The organism is Legionella pneumophila subsp. pascullei (assembly GCF_900637585.1).
GTDB classification, from domain to species: Bacteria; Pseudomonadota; Gammaproteobacteria; order Legionellales; family Legionellaceae; genus Legionella; species Legionella pascullei.
The window spans coordinates 3,165,001-3,183,966 of record NZ_LR134380.1; the positions used below are offsets into that span (position 1 = coordinate 3,165,001).

Genomic DNA, 18,966 nt, shown 5'->3' on the forward strand with positions numbered 1-18,966 from the left:
TGTACAGTAATGAAATTGAAAAGTGTTTTCGTTTCACTCAATTGCTGCTTACTTCTATTGTAAATAGTATTTGATAAATCCTATTTACATTTAATAGGTATTGTTTATAACTAAAATTTCTATATGCCAGATATTATGTAGTTAAAAAGGAAATATTCGTTCATGTTGATTTGACATGCTGTTTATGACAATTTTTTAATTTCTATAATTTAAGAAACATTTGCTCTTAAATAATAAAATACTTATTAGCTCTAGCGCAGGAATATTTTTTTTGTTACTCTTCGCTATTCAAATATGGTGACTCTATTGGTCCCCTCGCGACGATAGATTGTGAACCCCGTCAGGCCCGGAAGGGAGCAGCGGTAGCAGTTGATGCGGGCGCCGGGGTGTGGCTCTTAGAGTCGCCGCCCAACTTGTGAAACATGTATGAGCTATCTGGCACTTGCCCGTAAATGGCGACCACGCACATTTTCCCAACTGGTTGGCCAAGAGCATATTAATAAGGCATTGATCAACGCCCTGAATCAACAACGTTTGCATCATGCTTATCTGTTTACTGGTACTCGCGGGGTCGGGAAAACCAGTGTCGCCCGTATTTTAGCTAAAGCCCTCAATTGTGAAAAAGGCATCACCTCAGAACCATGCCTTCATTGCGATACCTGTGTTGCAATCGAACAAGGCCGTTATATTGACCTCATTGAAATAGACGGAGCCTCCAAAACCAGAGTTGAAGACACGCGAGATTTACTTGATAACATACAATATGCACCGTCAAATGGCCGTTTTAAAATTTATTTAATTGATGAAGTGCATATGCTATCCCAACATAGCTTTAATGCCTTATTAAAAACATTAGAGGAGCCTCCCTCACATGTGAAATTTATTCTGGCAACGACTGACCCTCAAAAATTACCTGTTACTGTCTTATCGCGTTGTTTACAGTTCAATCTAAAACACTTGCCTGCTGAGTTGATAAAGCAACAATTGCAATTAATTCTCCAAGAAGAGCAGTTGGATTTTGAAGTACAAGCACTGGAGATATTAGCTCAAGCTGCCCGTGGAAGCATGCGTGATGCATTAAGTTTATTGGATCAAGCCATTACCAGTTGTGAAATGAAATTGCTGGCAAGTGATGTGAAAATGCTCTTGGGACATACCCGAGAAGATTACGCGTTGCTGCTCTTGCAAGCCCTGGCCAGGCAAGAAGCACCAACCATGCTTGTATTAAGTCAGCAAATCATTGTTGAAGGAGGGAACTTTCAATACGTCCTTGATGAAATACTTAACTATCTGCATCAAATTACCGTCTATCAATGCCTAGGTGACAGCAATCCGCTAATTAGCCCAAGAACAGAAATTAAAGAGTTGGCAAAACAGTTTTCGGCCGAAGACACCCAACTATTCTACCAAATAGGCATTAAAGGACGTGAGGAGATTCATCTCGCTCCAACACTAGCCATTGGCTTTAATATGACAATGCTGCGCATGTATACGTTTAAACCAGCTTCTCATGTAGCAACACCACCATTGGCATTCGAGCAAAATAATAAAGCAAACTTACTAAATGTTGATGATAAAACATCAGCGCAAAACCTCATTGGCATTGAACCAATGCCTGTTACTAAAGCGACAGCTAATGCCGTTGCCCATCACCAAACCCAATCCTTACCAACTGACGATAATAAAACCGCTAACTCGGGTGAATCCATTAACCGTAACTGGAACGAAATAATACCACTGCTAAAATTGTCGGGTTTAGCACTTAATGCCATAGAAAATGCTGAATTTCTTGGTAAAGAAGAGCGAGAAATTACATTAGGGGTCAATAAAGGGCATCAGTCCTTATTCACCCCCACAACAATTAACCGAATTGAAACCGCATTGACTGATTATTATAAAAGCCCGGTAAAAATTATCTTAAACTGTCAAGACACCGTGCATGCCTCTCCAGCTCAACAAAAAGAAAAAGCTACCCAAAAAAAGCAAGAACATGCAGAGGCAGCATTACACGCTGACCCAGTATTTGAACAGATAAAACAAGAATTTTCAGCTGAATTGGTCAAAAATTCTATTGTCCTGTTAAAAGATGACTTATAATACTTAATTAAACTAACCACAAATAAACGAGGCTGTAATGGATATTAATCAAAATTTAGGCAATTTAATGAAAGAAGCGCAAAAAATGCAACAGCGTATGCAAGAAGCGCAACAACAATTAAGCCAGTTGGTAGTAAGTGGCGAATCTGGTGGTGGTATGGTTACCATTAAGATGAATGGCCGTCATGATGTAACAGAAGTTAAAATCAAACCCACTTTAATGGATGAAGATATTGAAATGCTGGAAGATTTAATTGCTGCTGCAGTCAATGATGCGGTGCGTAAAATTGAAAAAGCATCCAAAGAAAAGATCAGCCAACTGACTGCTGGCCTTAATATTCCAACTGATTTAATGGGTGGTAAAGAAGGAGAGTAACCCTGGCTATGGATGCTCTAAGCCGCTTGGTAGAAGCGCTTCGCTGTCTTCCCGGAGTGGGACCAAAATCAGCACAAAGGATGGTGTTTCATTTATTGCAACACCAAAGACAACGAGGCTTACACCTTGCCTCCTGTTTAGAACAGGCAATGAAGCACATTAGTCATTGTCAGCAGTGTAATAATTACACCGAACAAACTATGTGTGCTCTTTGTCAAAACCCCAATCGAGATTCGACATTGCTTTGTGTGGTAGAGAGTCCAGCGGATGTTTCTGCCATAGAACAAAGCAATTCCTTTCAAGGTAAATATTTTGTCCTTATGGGAAAAATTTCTCCTCTTGATGGCTTGGGACCAGATGACATAGGACTACCCAAACTTAAGGAATTAATTATCAGGGAAAAAATTCAGGAAGTTATTCTTGCACTAAGCCCCAGTGTTGAAAGCCAAACCACAATTCATTTTATTCATCAGTTGCTAAAAAATGAAACCGTCAATATCAGTCAATTAGCACATGGAATACCATCAGGTGGTGAATTAGAATTTTTAGATGGGAATACTATAAGTAGTGCCCTTAAGAACAGAGCAGTAATTAATGTTTAAATCCAATTCCATATTTATTTTATTGAGAAAAAAAATACTGGTCTTATTCCTGTTATCCTTATGTTTCATAACAAGCACAGCTTCTGCTGCCTTCCACAGAAGCTTATGGCCCAAATGGCTGGTCAATGATCCGCTTTCCAAACAAGTAATTTCTCATCAGGCGTGGCAACACTTTCTTGATCACCATGTAATCACTAATGAAGAAGACATCAATCTGGTAGACTACGTGAATATAAATGAGAAAGAGCTGGCCTCACTAAAAGAATATATAAAAAATTTATCACAAATCGATATTGATAATTATAATCGTCAAGAGCAATTAGCCTATTGGATCAATTTATATAATGCTCTTACCGTTTTAACAGTAGCCAACTATTATCCCATTGCAAACATTCAGGAAATTAATATTTCTCCCGGATTATTTAGCGTTGGACCTTGGGGAGCAAGTATTATCACTATAAAAAATACCAATTTATCCTTGGATGATATCAATAATAGAATTATTCGCCCAATTTGGAATGACCCAAGAACTCATTATGCTTTAAACAATGCCACAATAGGAGCACCTAATCTGAGCAAACAAGCTTATCAGGGGGCATTACTAGAGCAACAACTTAACGATGCGGCATCCAAATACATTAACTCTCTCAGAGGAGTTCATGTGATTGAGGGTAAATTAATTGTTTCTAAATTATATGACTGGTATGAAGAGGATTTTGGTGGTACCAAAAAATATGTCATCAAACATTTACTACAATTCGCGAAAGAACCTCTGCGCAACCAATTAAAGCATATCAATACTATTGATAGTTATATTTATAACTGGCATATCAATTGTCCTGCAGACAATCAATCATGAAACAAAAAAATTCAACTTTTTCATATTTTTGCCAGTTTCTTTTATTTAATCTTTGTTTTTTTGGTTTACAATTGCTTCTGCTCTATTCACATGCTGAGAGCCTCATCAATTCGATTCAGCTTCCTTTGCCTATATATTTTGAAATTATCGGCACTCTCGTAATTCAACTCAGCCTGTATATCATCATTTCCATGATTCAAACTCTGATGCTCATAGGAATTTTAAATCGATCTTGGCATTATTTTTCTACTGAGCAATGGCAAACCATTATTTGGTCCTTATTTGCCTGCTGTATATTAAGTGCTAATGCCTATTATTTCCCCCTTAGTGTTTTTAGCAAATTATTTTCACCACCAATTCCTGAATTTATTTTTTTAATATTACTTTATTTTTCCTTGTCTTGCCTGGGGTTACTCTTATTAAATTGTTTGTTTTATCGAAGGGCTGTTCGCCTATTATCAATAGTGCTACCCATTGGCGTTTGTATTATCCTGTTAAATAATTATTGGAAACCTTCTTTAAATCCTAACATGGGTTCAGAACCCAATATCATTATCCTGGGCATAGACAGCTTAAGTCCAGAAAGTGTCACGGCTAAAAACATGCCTTTTCTTCATAAAGTGCTAATGCACAATTTTCAATTTACAAACACGATTAGCCCTTTAGCCAGAACTTATCCTGCATGGAGCTCCATTTTAACTGGGTTATACCCAAAACATCATCTTGCCGAAGAAAATTTAGTTGAGCGAAGCCGGGTTAAAAGTCAACTCAGCATTGTGTGGGATTTGAATAAACTAGGGTATAACACAATCTACGCGACTGATGATAGGCGATTCAATAGCATAGATAAGAATTTTGGATTTAAAAAAATCATCGGCCCCAAAACAGGTGTCAATGATGTCATGCTTGGTTCGTATAATGATTTCCCCCTTGGGAATTTACTGATTAATTTTCGCATTAGCGCCTGGTTATTCCCCTATAATTTTAGCAATAGAGCCAGCTTCATATCTTACTATCCGGAAACCTTTACAAATGAATTAAAAAGAGAACTGTCTTTACAACAAAATTTTCCTGTTTTCCTTGCCATACATTTTGCTCTTCCGCATTGGCCTTATGCCTGGGCTGCATCATTGCCTGATCAAGTAGATAATGAATTCAGCCTCAGCAAGCGTGATGCTCTTTACCTAAGAGCGCTAAAAGCAGTAGATAATCAATTTAAAATCATTTTCTGTTATTTAAAAAAACATGGCTATTTTGAAAATAGCCTACTCATTATATTAAGCGACCATGGCGAAGTACTTTATTATCCCAACTCACGTTTGACGAGTTACCAAAAATATCAAAGCTCTCTAACTAGCAAACTCGCAGAGTATTTTAAGGTCAAAACTGCAACTGAACTGGATAAAAGTGCTGGTCATGGTTCTGATATATTAAGTCCTATGCAATATCATAGCCTTCTGGCATTTAATATTTATAAAGATGGAAAGCCACTAACAAAAACAGGCAAAATAAAAACAAGAGTAGCATTATTTGACCTGGCTCCAACCATTCTTGACTTCCTCAATATTACAAAAAAACAGAAAATGAATGGTATTTCATTACTGCCTACTGTATTAAACCCTGATACTCCACTACCACAGCGCACATTTTTTATTGAAAGCGGGATGTATCCAAATCAAGATTTTACTAAAGAAAAAGCCATTGAATTAGGAAAAAGAATCTATAAGGTTAACCCTTATACTGGACAGCTTGAATTGAAGCCCGATGAATTAATTCAGGTTAATAATCAAAAACTATACGGAGTTATTAGTGGAGATTGGATTTTAGCCCTATATCCGGATGACAACGCCTACATACCCGTTATTCTCAATCTTTCAACAGGAGAATGGATTGATAACCTGCAGAGTGATTTTGCCAAATCAAGCCCAGCAGAAAAACTAAAGAAACAACTTCAACAATTCTATGGTAAAAAACTGGTTTATCCCATTCAATAAAAGCACATTATAAAATTTACTGCAAAATTGTGCAGACAAAACAGGAGAGCTCTTACATAACCTGATTATTTTGTTTTACGGCAAGACGCAAACGTTTTGAGGAGCCAAGTTTACATGCGGTAACTAATGAGCACGACCGAAAGGTTTGCAACGCAGCAATAAAATGAAAGAGACAGTTTATGCAAGAACAAGCCGTGCAAAAGCCTGGTATACTCCACAAGCCAGATTATTCTTATTCATTCATATTTATTACTAAAATTGCTTATTTGGTTCTTCTATGAGATTAAACAATCTTTCTAATGAATCACTCATCACTATTCTTTCACAACCATAAATTGCAATGGTTCTAAACACAGCCTCTCGATTACGTCGTCCGGGATGAATTTCCTTTTTCCCCAAATCATATAGATAAGGTTCAGTTATTACAAACCTGTTTTTTAATTCGACTCTTAGCGCCTCCATGACACACTTTAATGCTTGATATACTCTGGCTATGGCATTTTTTTCAGCTGAGTTTAATGATGGTAACCAATCTAAAGAGCAACCATTGATAATTGAATATAAAGTATAAAGTAAATATCGACTGTCATTATTGGCAAAATAGCCATATAAATCCAAGCATTCTGTTGTGGTGAGCTGACGATATAGAATTAACATTTCTTGATGAAATTTTTCTAAATCATCCTCTTGAGAGATACTTTCCGTAACCAGACGTTGCTGCAGGACCATCACAGCATCAATTAGCCTGTTAGGATTAAACCAAAATTTGTATGCTCGTCCCAAATCATGTAAACGTTCCATGGTAATTTTCTCATTATTTTCTGGAGTGAATAGTACTTTAAGGTTTTTAACAGCTGATTGGATTATATCTTTATAAATTTCATTCACTTCGATCATAATTCCTTGAGGCAGTTCCTCGCCATGAAATAGGAAATCAACACCTGGATTTAACCCATATTGAAGCGCGTTGCTCTGTAATTGTTTTTGTAGAAGCTCTATAAATTCATGCAAAAAACCCAGACGCATACGTACTGAAACCAATTTTTCAGGATGAATTAACTCATCAAATAACTTGTCAGGGTACAATTTATAAAAAAATATAGCATTTATTAAATTAACAACTTCAGATTCAGAAAAAAAATCCAAGGCTGTTGTTTGTTCTTCAAGATCCCAATTGCGAAATAACCTAGCCGACTCCCTTAATAAAGTAGAATCATGATTCCAAATGTCAACCAAAGTTGATAACCATAACTCAAGGCTCTCTTTCTTAAATAACTGCTTTAGTCTATCAAACTGATTCAGGGTTAAATGATTTATTGCGTCTGAAAAATCATTTGACTCAATTTCTTTAGCGAGATATTGATATAATGATGAAATCTCAGCAATAACTTTTGCTTCCTCCAGCAGATTTACTGCTGCAGATATTTTTTGTTTCAGATGCATAATCCTGTTGTAAGCCTCCGAATAACTAATCTCCTTAAGTGTCTCCAAACACCCGAATCGGTTAACTTTTGAATCAACATCTATTAATTTCAAATAATCTGAGTATTTATCTGCCAAATCCATGTAAAGTGAGTACTTGTCTTTTGAAAAGACAGTAGCATCCTGCTGTTTAAAACATTTGCTAAGCTGAGTCTCCAACTGTTTCAACTCATATTTGATTCGAGCCTTGGCTCTGTCATTATCCGTAACAAACCAATGTGATAAAGGAAGTGTCTTTTGAGTCATCCCTTTCTCCTCAAGCTTTATCCTGACACTTGAACTTTAACAATAGCATTGAAAAGAAATATTTGCCTAATTTTTATAACTGACAAAATACAAATTTCAAAATAAACCAGCTATTGCTCTCTAAAAAGCCCTAGCAATCATAAATATTTAAAAATAATTGCAAGCAACTGATAAACTTGCCAAAATTAAAGCAATATATTTTTTGACCTTTGAGGCAAATTGATGTCACAACGCCACTATTTGCTATTTATTGATAATGAACCCGTCAGTGAAGAACTGAAAGATTATTTTGAAAAATTTAATCTTGATATTGTTCAACAAAAGAAATTGTTTCCTATTCATGTTGAAAAAGGCTTACCCACTGCCATTTTAATTAATTGGTCAATTTTAAAAACCGAACCCGAAGCAATTGAGCAATTTTATAATATGTATCCGGTTCCATTAATTGTTATTAATAATAGGCCCGATGAAGAATCGAGCATTGCCATGCTTGAAGCCGGTGCTGACGATTTCATGACCAAACCCATTTATCCCCGTGAACTGCATGCGCGAATTGGTGCTATTTCTCGACGAGTAATCAGAGCGCAACAAAAAGTAGACCATGGCAAGGAAGTATTGATGTTTGCCAACTGGCGACTTTATCCCGCTTCCCGACAAGTATTCGGGGAGAATAATGAGGAGTTGCAATTAAGCGCTGGTGAATACGATTTGCTTCTCACTTTTGTCCAACAACCGCAACGAGTCCTGGATAGAGAATTTTTATTACAAATTACCAAGAATACAGACCTGGTTCCTTTTGACCGAAGGATTGATGTGCAAATTAGCCGTTTACGTCAAAAAATCGAAATAGATAAAAAAAAACCAGCTTTAATTAAAACCATTCGCAATGGCGGTTACATGTTCACAGCTCGAGTTGTAACTCTTAAAGAAAGTGACGCTACATTATAATTGATTATTATCCAGCAATTTAGACAGGTTCATTTATCTTATTCGTTATTGCTCGCGTTTGAAAGCCCTGTTCCCAGAACATGTATTTTGCTGGTGCAATGCCTGCCTCATCCTCGACGCTGACATTGCACCCTACAATGTATTGCTTCTGGATATCCCTGATTTACCAGGCACCGTCTCCTATTTCTTAAAAAAGCGAGCATACCGAAAACAGGATAGGTCGCCAATTTATTTGGGTTTATTATTAGAAGGCGCGATATCCTTCGTTTCATTTTTTAATATCGCAACTGAATTTTTCAGTTCAACAGGCGTATTCATACCCTGTTTTTCTATGTCTTTCTGCAAAGAAGACAAAAACATTTGCGATTGTTGTTTGGTTACTGTCGGCCGCTCTTGAGTATTTACTTTAACTTTTGTTGGGCTGCTGGTTTTCGGTTTTGCTTTACTTATTTTTGACTTTGACTGTGCAACAACAGGCTTTGTTTTACTTTTTGCTGTAATGGATTTTTTACTCGCTGATGATTTTGGAGCGTTGGTATCGACTTTGTGACTTGCTTTGCCTATTATTGGATTAACTTTCTTTTCAGTTGTATTTTCTGCCATCTGACCATAAATTTTAATCCAATGATGTTCCATTATTTGAAACACATTAAACATGTAATTCATTGCTTTTTGACTATTTTGAATGAATAGATTCATATTTTTTTCCAGAATTTCTTCTGGTTTCAAAACATTGAATAATTCAATAGGAGTAACATAAGACACACTTTTTAATGTTTTAAGATTGAGATCCAATAAATCCTGAATTGGTTTTTCAATAGATTGAACCAAAGTATTCAATTCTTTTGGCTGAAAAAATTGCTCTTTCATTACACTCTCCATATGTTGCGTTGCACAAAAACAAGATTAGCTTAAAAATATAATTTGTCAAACATTTAATTCCTTTTTGTCATAACTCCATGTATCAATCCCATCGCTAACTGGTTTACTTTTAAATTATTTTTTGCCTTTTATTATAAACCTCACAAGCGAGGCAATCATTATTACGCTTTACAGAAGGTCTTTTGATAAAAGGAATTGGCGCAAATCCCAGTGCATCCCAATAGATATCTAATTAAACTTGTTTAACAAAGAGTTCTCTTCACCATCATTTTGTGTTTCTTTGTCTACTCGCTTGGACAAAAGAACCGAAGCTCTGTTTTCTTTTACTTTTGCAAAAAATGACCTCTCTCTCTTGGCCAACAATTCAGCATAACCCAAACTTTGGAATGTTCTCTTAACAGGAACCCGTTGGTGTTGTTCTTCATCAAAATAAGTTAGAGTAACAGTCTGCTTGGCTACCAAATGTATAGGCGTTTTAGCATTGTTTGCAAAGCTCCATTGTTTCCCAGACTCGTCAACAATAGAAACTGAACCACTATAGTGATAAATAGGTTTTTCTGGCCTCAACAAAGAATGTCCCAATAATTCAGCCATCATTTTATTTTTTTTATCAGTCCCGCAGCAATAAAGATGAATATTCGATATCCAATACGATATAGGTAAAATATCTCTTTCAAAGCGCTCAGCCACTTTTTTTATATCGAGGCTTTCTGCAACTAATGGATTGGAATGATTATAAAGAACCTTTAAATTTTCATCATCTGAACCATGAGCACAAATATATATCTCAATTTTTTCGTCAAATTGATCATAATCAACGTCATCATCGAAATAAATTATTTCAATGCGTTCAGAGAAGAAGTGCTCATCGTTTTTTTTCCAAAGTTCAACCATTGATTTTAAATCGCCAGCCTGATTCCTTGGGAAAGGTACATATAAAATCTTCATACGTTTTATTTGACATGATAAAAGTATAATTTTAACACATATGCGCTAAAATAATATATTTTGTTGATTTTTATTTCACGCATTATCCTGACTCTCAAAAAGACACCTTAATATAGGCATCGAAGAAATCTATTGCGATAAACTTAATAAAATAGGGGAGAAGCTGGAAGCTTATTGAGAACAGTATGAGTCATACCATAATAGCATAGAAGGGAAAATCAAACTCTATTTTTGATAATGACAGAACCATTGAGCATCAATTTCTATAAGAGCTATTTTCTTTTTTTATTCACTTTAATCATCTTTACACCTCTTATCATATTGTCGCTGACCCTTAATATTTCAATATGATAAGGGTCAATAACCAAGCAAGAATCTGACGGGGGAATATATCCTAAATGCTCAATAATCAGGCCACTTAAAGTCCTTGGTCCGATTAATGGCAGGCTCCACCCCATCATACGGTTTAAATGGCGAATGGTTATACTGGCATCGACTATAACTGACCCATCTTGCTGGGGAGTAATATCACGACTTAGAGCAGCGATATCTGTTGTGAATTCACCAACTATTTCTTCAAGAATATCTTCCATCGTTACAAGCCCAAGAATATCGCCATACTCATCCACAACAAAGCAACTTCTTCTTTTCATTTTCCTGAAATTAAGAATTTGTATATTTAACGGGGTAGCCTCTGGAATAAAATAGGGAACTTCAGCACTGTTTAATAAATTATCCATATCCAATTTATTTTCTAATGCCAAATTTAAAATATTTCTTACGTGAATCATCCCTACCAAATGATCTATAGAGCCATGATAAATTGGTAATCTGGTGTGTTGTGCTGTTTCCAATTGATCCAAGAGCTCTATCCAGGGCAAATCCAAATCAATCCCAACAATATCAGCCTTAGGGACCATGATGTCTTCAACAGTTGCCTGTTCCAGATCCAATAAACTAATCAACATACTTTTATGCTCTACAGGCATTAATCCTCCTGCCTCATGAACCACCGAACGCAACTCTTCACCAGTTAGCATCTCCTTTTGCATCCGTTTTACCGATATATTAAATAATCTTAAGATACCATTTGAAATCAAACTGATTAAATGGACCAAAGGAGAAAAAATCCATTGTAAAATACTCAACGGCAATGAGGAGGCAAAAGCTACTTGTTGAGGGTAAATAGCAGCCAGAGTTTTAGGAGTCATTTCTGCAAAAACCAGGATCAGTATGGTCAGCAAAGCAGTAGCTATAGCCACCCCTGCATCTCCATAAAACCGTTGTCCGATTAAAGTAGCGAGGGTTGATGCCACGATATTTGCCAAGGTATTTCCAATTAAAACCACACTCAATAGCTTATCAGGCCGAGCCAGCATGGAATTAACCCGAATGGCTTGTTTATCATTGCTTTTTACCAAGTGTCGTAATTTATATCTATTGATAGACATCATGCCAATTTCGGAACCTGAAAAAAAGGCAGACAGGCAAATTAGGAAAAACAATAAAACCAATAAAGTAGAAAGAGGAAGTTGCACTGAATATCCTTATACTTTTAAGAATGCCAAATTATACAATAGAACTTGCTGTTTTGTAGTAGAAGGTGAGAAGAGACAGCGATAATAGCTAAAGATATAAGGTTGGTGCTGAGCAATGCCCAACACCTGATTCAGCTCAAGTCACTGCATTATTTTTTTGTGTGATTATAACGGTTGATACTGGATGTTATTTCTTCTCGAGCGGCTTCTGGACCTACCCAGCCCTCTACCTTGACCCATTTACCTTCTTCCAGGTCTTTATAGTGCTTAAAAAAATGTTCGATAGATAATAATAAATGTTGAGGAATATCTTGGTAAGTTTGCATTGCTTGATACATTTTACTTAATTTGGTTGTTGGAACAGCCAATATTTTTGCATCGATGCCAGATTCATCCGTCATTTTTAACATACCAACTGGTCGACATGAAATAACAGCCCCACTAATCAGAGGAACAGGAGTTATTACCAACACATCTACAGGGTCCCCATCTTCTGATAAAGTATTTGGGATATATCCGTAATTCGTTGGATAAAACATGGCTGTCGTCATAAATCGATCAACAAATAAAGCACCAGTTTTTTTATCAACCTCATACTTTACAGGTTCCCCGTGCATAGGAATTTCTATGATCACATTAACTTCATTTGGAACATCACGACCGCTCTGAATTTCCATTAAACTCATTTACGCACCCTTTAATAATAATAAAAGTAATATTATGCGAAAAATCACATCAAAAGGCAAAGACAAGCGTTCGCAATATAATAAATGAAATGTATAATAGTATTTTGAATCGAACCATCGGATGACCTATGAATTGTTTGTTTTGCAAAATTGCCCAGGGTGAAATCCCTGCGACAATAGTTTTTGAAGACAAAAATATAATGGCTTTTCGCGATATTAGACCTCAAGCACCAACACATTTATTGATTATACCCAAAAAGCATATTGCAACCATTAATGATGTGAACGATGATGATAGCGAACTTCTTGCTAATATTCTAATAAGAGCAAAAAAATTAGCACAAGCTGAAGGGCTAAGTGAAATGGGTTATCGATTGGTTTTTAATGTTAATTCTGGTGGGGGGCAGGAAGTTTACCACATTCATTTACATTTACTTGGCGGGCGTCAAATGACTTGGCCGCCAGGTTAGGAATTCTTGCTATGGAAAAATTATACTCAAATTTGCTTAAAGAATTAGGCGAAGACATAAGTCGTGAAGGACTCAAGGATACTCCTGGACGAGCAGCTAATGCCTTACGTTATTTAACCAAAGGTTACAATGAGAACCTTGATGAAATCATTAATGGCGCTCTGTTTGATTCTGACATGAGTGAAATGGTTATCGTCAAGGACATAGAACTATACTCATTATGCGAACATCACTTATTACCTTTTTTGGGCAAATGTCATGTTGGATATTTACCTGATGGCAAAGTAATAGGTTTATCTAAAATTGCTCGTATTGTTGATTTTTATGCAAGGAGACTACAAATTCAAGAACGATTGACGGGCGAAATTGCTCATTGTATTGAATCCATTACCGGAGCTCGCGGCGTTGCTGTAGTGATTGAAGCAAAACATCTTTGCATGATGATGCGCGGGGTTGAAAAACAAAATTCTGTCATGACCACTTCGGTTATGCTTGGTGAAATGCGCAATAATTCAAGTTGCCGTTTGGAATTCTTAAATTTAATTCGTTAATAACGATAATAAATAGGCAGGAGCTTTATCCCTGCCTGCCTATAATAAAATAATTGATCCATTTATTGCTGATAACTAACCCGATATATTACATTAGCATAATCATCAGAAATTAATAGTGCCCCATCCGGCATAACAAGCGTATCAACTGGTCTTCCCCATGCTTTTTCTCCCTGTAACCACCCACTGATAAACGGTTTAACCTCTGTTACATGATTGTTCTTAATTTTTGCTATAATAACTTGGTACCCTATCTTATGACTACGATTCCAGGAACCGTGTTCACTAATAAAAATTTGTCCCCAATAATTAGAAGGAAACAATTTACCTGTATAAAATGACATACCAAGAGGAGCGACATGCGCTGGGAATTCATAAACAGGGGGAGTAAACTCGGAACAAGAATGTAATTTGCCATAAACAGGATCTGCTGTGCTTTTACCATAGCAATAAGGAAATCCAAAATCCATGCCTTTTGTCGGAGCTACATTGAGTTCATCTGGAGGTAAATCATCCCCCAACCAGTCACGCCCATTGTCTGTAAACCAAAGATTATGATGAATGGGATCCCAATCAAATCCCACGGTATTGCGTATTCCTTTAGCATAGACCTCTAGATTTTGCCCATCGGCTTCCATTCTCATAATAGTAGCGTAATGTGGGTCGTCCATTAAGCAGACATTACAGGGAGCACCAACTCCTATATAAAGCCTGCCATCTGGTCCAAAACTAATAAAACGCCAACCATGAGCTTTTTCCTTCGGTAATTTTGTAGTAACCACTGTTGGTTTAGGAGGCTTATTCAGATTAGATTCAATATTATCAAAGCGTAAAATACGCCCAACCTCAGCCACATAAAGTGCACCCTGATGAAAGGCAACACCATTTGGCATATTCAATCCAGAAGCTACGGTTAAAACGCGAGTGCCATGAGAGTTTTTTTTGTCAGGGATAACAGCATATACTTTCCCAGCATTTCTTGAACCTACAAAAACAATATCTTTACTGCCTAAAGCCATTTCTCGAGCATCAACAACGGGCTGCGCGTAAATGCTCACAGTAAATCCAGCGGGATATTTTAAATGAGTCAAAGGCAAATCTTGCCCTAAGCCAGTGGAACTTATCAATAAAAGAGAAAAGAAAGAGAATAGTTTCATGTTTAAACTCTATTTAGAGTTCATAATTTGTGTAAATGGGAACACAAATGATAATTACTCTATTAAAACTCGCAAAAAGGTCTTGCTTCCTGCGAGTTTATAATGAATAAAATTTTACATACTACTATTTTATCATTCCTCTTCTTCAGAGATTTTATTATCTGAATTAATTTCTTCAGATTGCTCTTCGATAGTGAGAAATGTAGCAGATACCGGAGCACTTTCTTCTTCTTTGGCTTCGGCTTGTGGTTTATCCTTCCACTCCAGTTTCACTCGTCCTTGTTTATCGATCCCCGCAACAAAGACTTCAATTTCCTGACCTTCCTGCAACACCTCTTCAACTTTTTGTGTTCTGTCGGCACATATTTGTGAAATATGCAGTAACCCATCTTTACCGGGCAGTAAATTGATAAAAGCTCCAAAATCAACTATCTTGCTTACCTTTCCTTGATAAGTCTGACCCACTTCAATTTCAGCAATTAGAGCTTTAATTTGTTTTTGCGCCTCTTCCAAAGCCATCTTATCTGGAGAAAATAACTGGATAACCCCTGAATCATCAATATCTATAGACACGCCTGTGCTCTCAATAAGTCCTTTAATTGTTGCCCCACCTTTGCCAATAATTGTGCGGATTTTATCTTCAGCAACTTTCATGGTGGTGATTCTTGGAGCGTGCTGAGATAATTCAGTTCTATGCTCAGCAAGAGCATTGTTCATGACACCAAGAATATGGATACGACCTTCTAAAGCTTGCTCCAGAGCCTGTTCCATAATTTCATTGGTAATCCCGGAAATCTTGATATCCATCTGCAAAGCAGTAATCCCTTTTTCTGTACCTGCTACTTTAAAATCCATATCACCTAAATGATCTTCATCACCCAATATGTCTGTTAATACAGCATAACGATCACCTTCCTTGATTAAGCCCATGGCCACACCAGCAACTGGCGCTTTTAAAGGTACTCCAGCATCCATCAATGCCAGGCTTGTTCCACAAACAGTAGCCATGGAACTGGAACCATTGGATTCAGTAATCTCGGATACAATTCGTAACACATAGGGAAACTCATTGGTATCAGGCAGAACAGCCATTAAAGCACGCTTGGCTAAACGGCCATGCCCAATTTCACGACGTTTAGGACTACCTACTTGCCCTGTTTCCCCGACAGAATAAGGAGGGAAGTTATAATGAAGCATAAATCGGTCTCTGGTTTCACCACTAATTCCGTCCAATATCTGTGCATCGCGCTCATTACCCAAAGTAGCGACAACAATAGCCTGGGTTTCTCCTCTGGTGAATAAACAGGAACCGTGAGTTCTTTCCAGGAATTTGGTACGAATAGAAATAGGTCGAACTGTTCTGTGATCACGCCCATCGATGCGAGGCTCACCCTCAAGAATACGGTTACGTACTATAGAACGCTCTAACTCACCAAACATATTCGCAATAACATCTGTTTTTAATTCATCATTTTCTGCCAGCAAAGCAGAAATAGTTTGCTCTCTCAGTTCGTCTAATCGTTGATATCGTTGTTGTTTGTCTTTAATAAGGTAAGCTGCTTCAACTTCATTCCTTGCTACATCATTGATTCTAGCTTTTAACACTGTATCAATTTCAGGTGCCTTCCACTCAGGTTTATCCTTACCAACTTCCCTGGCAAGCTCTTCTATTGCTTTTATAACACTTTTCATCATTTCATGGCCATATAACATAGCGCCGCGCATGATGTCTTCACTTAACTCCTGTGCTTCTGATTCCACCATCAAAATAGCATCTTTTGTTCCGGCAATAACCAAATCAAGCGCAGACTCTTCTTGTTCTTTTCTACTTGGATTGAGCAGATAAATTCCATCTTTATAACCTACACGAGCAGCACCTATAGGACCATTAAACGGTACACCAGAAATTGAAAGTGCAGCAGAAGCCCCGATCATAGCAATAATATCAGGAGATACCTCGGGATTTAAGGATAGAACAGTCGCAATTATCTGTACTTCGTTAAAAAAATTATCCGGGAATAACGGCCGGATCGGTCTATCTATTAACCGTGAAATTAATGTTTCATTATCAGATGGTCGTCCTTCGCGCTTGTTAAAGCCGCCAGGAATTTTACCTATTGCATAGAACTTTTCTTGATAATTCACTGTTAATGGGAAAAAATCGTTACTTTCACCACCATCCTTTTTCCAAACCACTGTCACTAGCACTTGTGTACCATTCATGCTTGCCATTACGGCACCATCAGCCTGTCGCGCTACTTCACCTGTTTCCAAGGTTAATTTATGGTTACCTAATACTATTTCTTTTGTAATTTTTGCCACGTAATGTTCCCCATTAAGTAAATATAAGAAAAAAAGGCGCAGAACGCTGCGCCTTTTTTCCTAAAACTGATTTATTATTTGATGCGTCCCCATAGAGACAATAATCCCATCAATCAATAGGAATCTCTCAATCCCAGATTTTGGATTAATGTTTGATAGCGATCTTGATCATTACGCTTCAAATATTTTAGTAACTTGCGGCGCTTGTTAACCAACTCTTGCAAGCCACGTCTCGAATGAAAATCTTTTTTATTTTCTTTAAAATGGTCAGTTAAATATTTAATGCGACTTGTAATTAAAGAAACTTGTACTTCAGGTGAACCAGTATCTTTATCACCGCGTTTGTATTCATTAATAATTTCTGCTTTTTCCGCGCTATTTAGCGACATTATTTACTCCTGGAACTCAGCTAAGTATTCTTTTAAAGGCGAACATTCTACCAAGGCATGTCAAATGAAACAAGTAGTGGATATTAATTTGTGTAAAAAATTTCATGCTTATTTCAGAATAGACAGTAATTTTCACAAAAATTGTGATCATAATGCAAAAGAAATTAACCTTTTTGCTTTAATATCACCATGAATTAAAGTTTGACCAATGCCAATAAATTGAGATTGCTCACTATAGAGACGCAAATGCTCTCCTTCCCCAGTATCCATTTTATTTAAAATCACCTTGCCTTGGCGAATTGCTGTTACTTCAGAATCTGAAAGAATGACCGGTGTTAAATGCTGAATAGCCTGATCCATTGGGATTAAGCAATCCATCCTTTGTGGTAAAGACATATCCTGCAATTCATCAAGGGTGTACATTCTATTATTTTCAAACCCTGCAGTATAGAGCCTGTGCAATTTTGTCATATGAGCTCCTACCTTCAACGCATCGCCAATATCTTCCACTAAATTGCGTATATAGGTTCCTTTGCTGCATGATACAGTTAATGAAAAATGTTCACCATCAAATTGCTCCAACCGCAATTGGTTGATTGAAATATCCCTGGCCTTGCGCTCTATCTCTATCCCTTCTCTGGCAAATCGATACAAAGGAGTGCCTTTATGTTTTAAAGCCGAAAACATGGATGGGATTTGTTTGATTTTACCCTTATACCTTTCTAAAGTTTCAATTAACTCCTCATTACTAACAGTATAATTTTCAAGGCAAAAAATCACTTCACCAGTACAATCAGCCGTATTTGTTTTAATGCCTAACCTTCCAATTGTTTCATAGCATTTATCTGCATTGAGGAGATACTGGCAAATTTTAGTTGCTTCTCCAAAACAGAGAGGCAACATGCCAGTTGCTAGAGGATCTAAACTGCCTGTGTGGCCAGCTTTTTTAGCACCAAACAAGCGTTTGGCTTTTTGGAGAGCAGTATTTGACGTTATTCCCTTTGGTTTATTTAATAACAGGATTCCATCTATGGAACACTGGAATTCAATTGTTGTCATCGCTATTTGAATCAGGGGGATTTACTTCATCAATTAATCGACTTAGCCGTTGCCCATACTCAATCGATTCATCATAAATAAAATGGAGTTGAGGCACAGTGCGTAACGTAATGCTTCTTGCCAGAGCACTTCTCAAATAACTGGCTGCTCCATTTAATATATTGGTAACCACTGATTTATCTTCATTAAGAACGGTAAAATAAACTTTGGCGTGACCTAAATCGGCAGCCACTTTGACTGCTGAAATGGTAACAAAACCCTTTAAACGCGGATCTTTTATTTCCTGAGGAATGATCAAAGCTAATTTGCGCTGAATCATCTCGGCAATTCTGTCAGTTCGTTTAAAATTATTACTCATTT

The 18,966-nt window shown here is 37.0% G+C and carries 18 protein-coding genes and 1 other RNA gene; 9 read left to right on the plus strand and 10 right to left on the minus strand.

Going from position 1 to position 18,966, the window contains the following annotated elements; translation table 11 throughout:
• The first annotated feature begins 304 nt into the window (after positions 1–304).
• The 6 genes from ffs (at position 305) to EL201_RS14295 (ending at position 5,928) form a co-directional block, all read left to right on the plus strand.
• Positions 305–401, plus strand: an RNA gene (ffs, locus tag EL201_RS14270) — signal recognition particle sRNA small type.
• A 25-nt stretch (positions 402–426) separates the two neighbouring features.
• Complete coding sequence (gene dnaX, locus EL201_RS14275) at positions 427–2,097, plus strand: DNA polymerase III subunit gamma/tau (RefSeq protein ID WP_027222887.1); 1,671 nt, start codon at positions 427–429, stop codon at positions 2,095–2,097.
• A 37-nt stretch (positions 2,098–2,134) separates the two neighbouring features.
• Positions 2,135–2,473 carry a YbaB/EbfC family nucleoid-associated protein gene (locus EL201_RS14280; RefSeq protein WP_011216606.1) on the plus strand — a complete coding sequence of 113 codons (339 nt, stop codon included), beginning with the start codon at positions 2,135–2,137 and terminating at the stop codon, positions 2,471–2,473.
• An 8-nt stretch (positions 2,474–2,481) separates the two neighbouring features.
• A complete protein-coding gene (recR, locus tag EL201_RS14285) occupies positions 2,482–3,075 on the plus strand; it encodes a recombination mediator RecR (RefSeq protein WP_027222888.1) in 594 nt (197 codons plus the stop codon).
• Positions 3,068–3,934 (plus strand): DUF547 domain-containing protein, encoded by an 867-nt coding sequence (locus EL201_RS14290; protein WP_027222889.1) that lies wholly within the window; start codon positions 3,068–3,070, stop codon positions 3,932–3,934. The genes recR and EL201_RS14290 overlap by 8 nt, the downstream gene beginning before the upstream one ends.
• Positions 3,931–5,928 (plus strand): sulfatase-like hydrolase/transferase, encoded by a 1,998-nt coding sequence (locus EL201_RS14295; RefSeq protein ID WP_027222890.1) that lies wholly within the window; start codon positions 3,931–3,933, stop codon positions 5,926–5,928. The genes EL201_RS14290 and EL201_RS14295 overlap by 4 nt, the downstream gene beginning before the upstream one ends.
• Positions 5,929–6,180: 252 nt before the next feature.
• Here EL201_RS14295 and EL201_RS14300 read toward each other — a convergent pair whose 3' ends face one another.
• Entirely contained in the window at positions 6,181–7,656 is a 1,476-nt protein-coding gene (locus EL201_RS14300; protein WP_027222891.1) for a hypothetical protein, read from the minus strand.
• A 222-nt stretch (positions 7,657–7,878) separates the two neighbouring features.
• On the opposite strand from EL201_RS14300, the gene EL201_RS14305 reads away from it, so the two are divergent.
• Entirely contained in the window at positions 7,879–8,604 is a 726-nt protein-coding gene (locus EL201_RS14305) for a winged helix-turn-helix domain-containing protein (protein WP_027222892.1), read from the plus strand.
• 228 nt (positions 8,605–8,832) lie between these two features.
• Here EL201_RS14305 and EL201_RS14310 read toward each other — a convergent pair whose 3' ends face one another.
• The 4 genes from EL201_RS14310 to ppa form a co-directional block, all read right to left on the minus strand.
• Positions 8,833–9,474: a hypothetical protein gene (locus tag EL201_RS14310; protein WP_027222893.1), complete on the minus strand. Its 642-nt coding sequence runs from the start codon at positions 9,472–9,474 to the stop codon at positions 8,833–8,835.
• 240 nt (positions 9,475–9,714) lie between these two features.
• A complete protein-coding gene (locus EL201_RS14315) occupies positions 9,715–10,434 on the minus strand; it encodes an RNA-binding protein (RefSeq protein WP_027222894.1) in 720 nt (239 codons plus the stop codon).
• Positions 10,435–10,706: 272 nt separating this feature from the next.
• The gene (locus EL201_RS14320) at positions 10,707–11,972 is read right to left on the minus strand and encodes an HlyC/CorC family transporter (protein WP_027222895.1); all 1,266 of its coding nucleotides are present in this window, start codon (positions 11,970–11,972) and stop codon (positions 10,707–10,709) included.
• A gap of 149 nt (positions 11,973–12,121) precedes the next feature.
• Positions 12,122–12,658, minus strand: a complete 537-nt coding sequence (ppa, locus tag EL201_RS14325) for an inorganic diphosphatase (RefSeq protein WP_027222896.1) — start codon at positions 12,656–12,658, stop codon at positions 12,122–12,124.
• A gap of 128 nt (positions 12,659–12,786) precedes the next feature.
• On the opposite strand from ppa, the gene EL201_RS14330 reads away from it, so the two are divergent.
• A complete protein-coding gene (locus tag EL201_RS14330) occupies positions 12,787–13,128 on the plus strand; it encodes a histidine triad nucleotide-binding protein (RefSeq protein ID WP_027222897.1) in 342 nt (113 codons plus the stop codon).
• 11 nt (positions 13,129–13,139) lie between these two features.
• Complete coding sequence (gene folE / locus EL201_RS14335) at positions 13,140–13,679, plus strand: GTP cyclohydrolase I FolE (RefSeq protein WP_027222898.1); 540 nt, start codon at positions 13,140–13,142, stop codon at positions 13,677–13,679.
• Between the two features lie 62 nt (positions 13,680–13,741).
• Here the strand turns inward: folE and EL201_RS14340 are convergent, their stop codons facing one another.
• The 5 genes from EL201_RS14340 to rbfA form a co-directional block, all read right to left on the minus strand.
• Positions 13,742–14,836: a PQQ-dependent sugar dehydrogenase gene (locus EL201_RS14340; protein WP_027222899.1), complete on the minus strand. Its 1,095-nt coding sequence runs from the start codon at positions 14,834–14,836 to the stop codon at positions 13,742–13,744.
• A 132-nt stretch (positions 14,837–14,968) separates the two neighbouring features.
• A complete protein-coding gene (gene pnp, locus EL201_RS14345) occupies positions 14,969–17,158 on the minus strand; it encodes a polyribonucleotide nucleotidyltransferase (protein ID WP_027222900.1) in 2,190 nt (729 codons plus the stop codon).
• Positions 17,159–17,271: 113 nt separating this feature from the next.
• A complete protein-coding gene (rpsO, locus tag EL201_RS14350) occupies positions 17,272–17,547 on the minus strand; it encodes a 30S ribosomal protein S15 (RefSeq protein WP_010948459.1) in 276 nt (91 codons plus the stop codon).
• Positions 17,548–17,694: 147 nt separating this feature from the next.
• Complete coding sequence (truB, locus tag EL201_RS14355; protein ID WP_027222901.1) at positions 17,695–18,606, minus strand: tRNA pseudouridine(55) synthase TruB; 912 nt, start codon at positions 18,604–18,606, stop codon at positions 17,695–17,697.
• Positions 18,593–18,964 (minus strand): 30S ribosome-binding factor RbfA, encoded by a 372-nt coding sequence (gene rbfA, locus EL201_RS14360; protein ID WP_027222902.1) that lies wholly within the window; start codon positions 18,962–18,964, stop codon positions 18,593–18,595. The genes truB and rbfA overlap by 14 nt, the downstream gene beginning before the upstream one ends.
• Between the last annotated feature and the right edge of the window lie 2 nt (positions 18,965–18,966).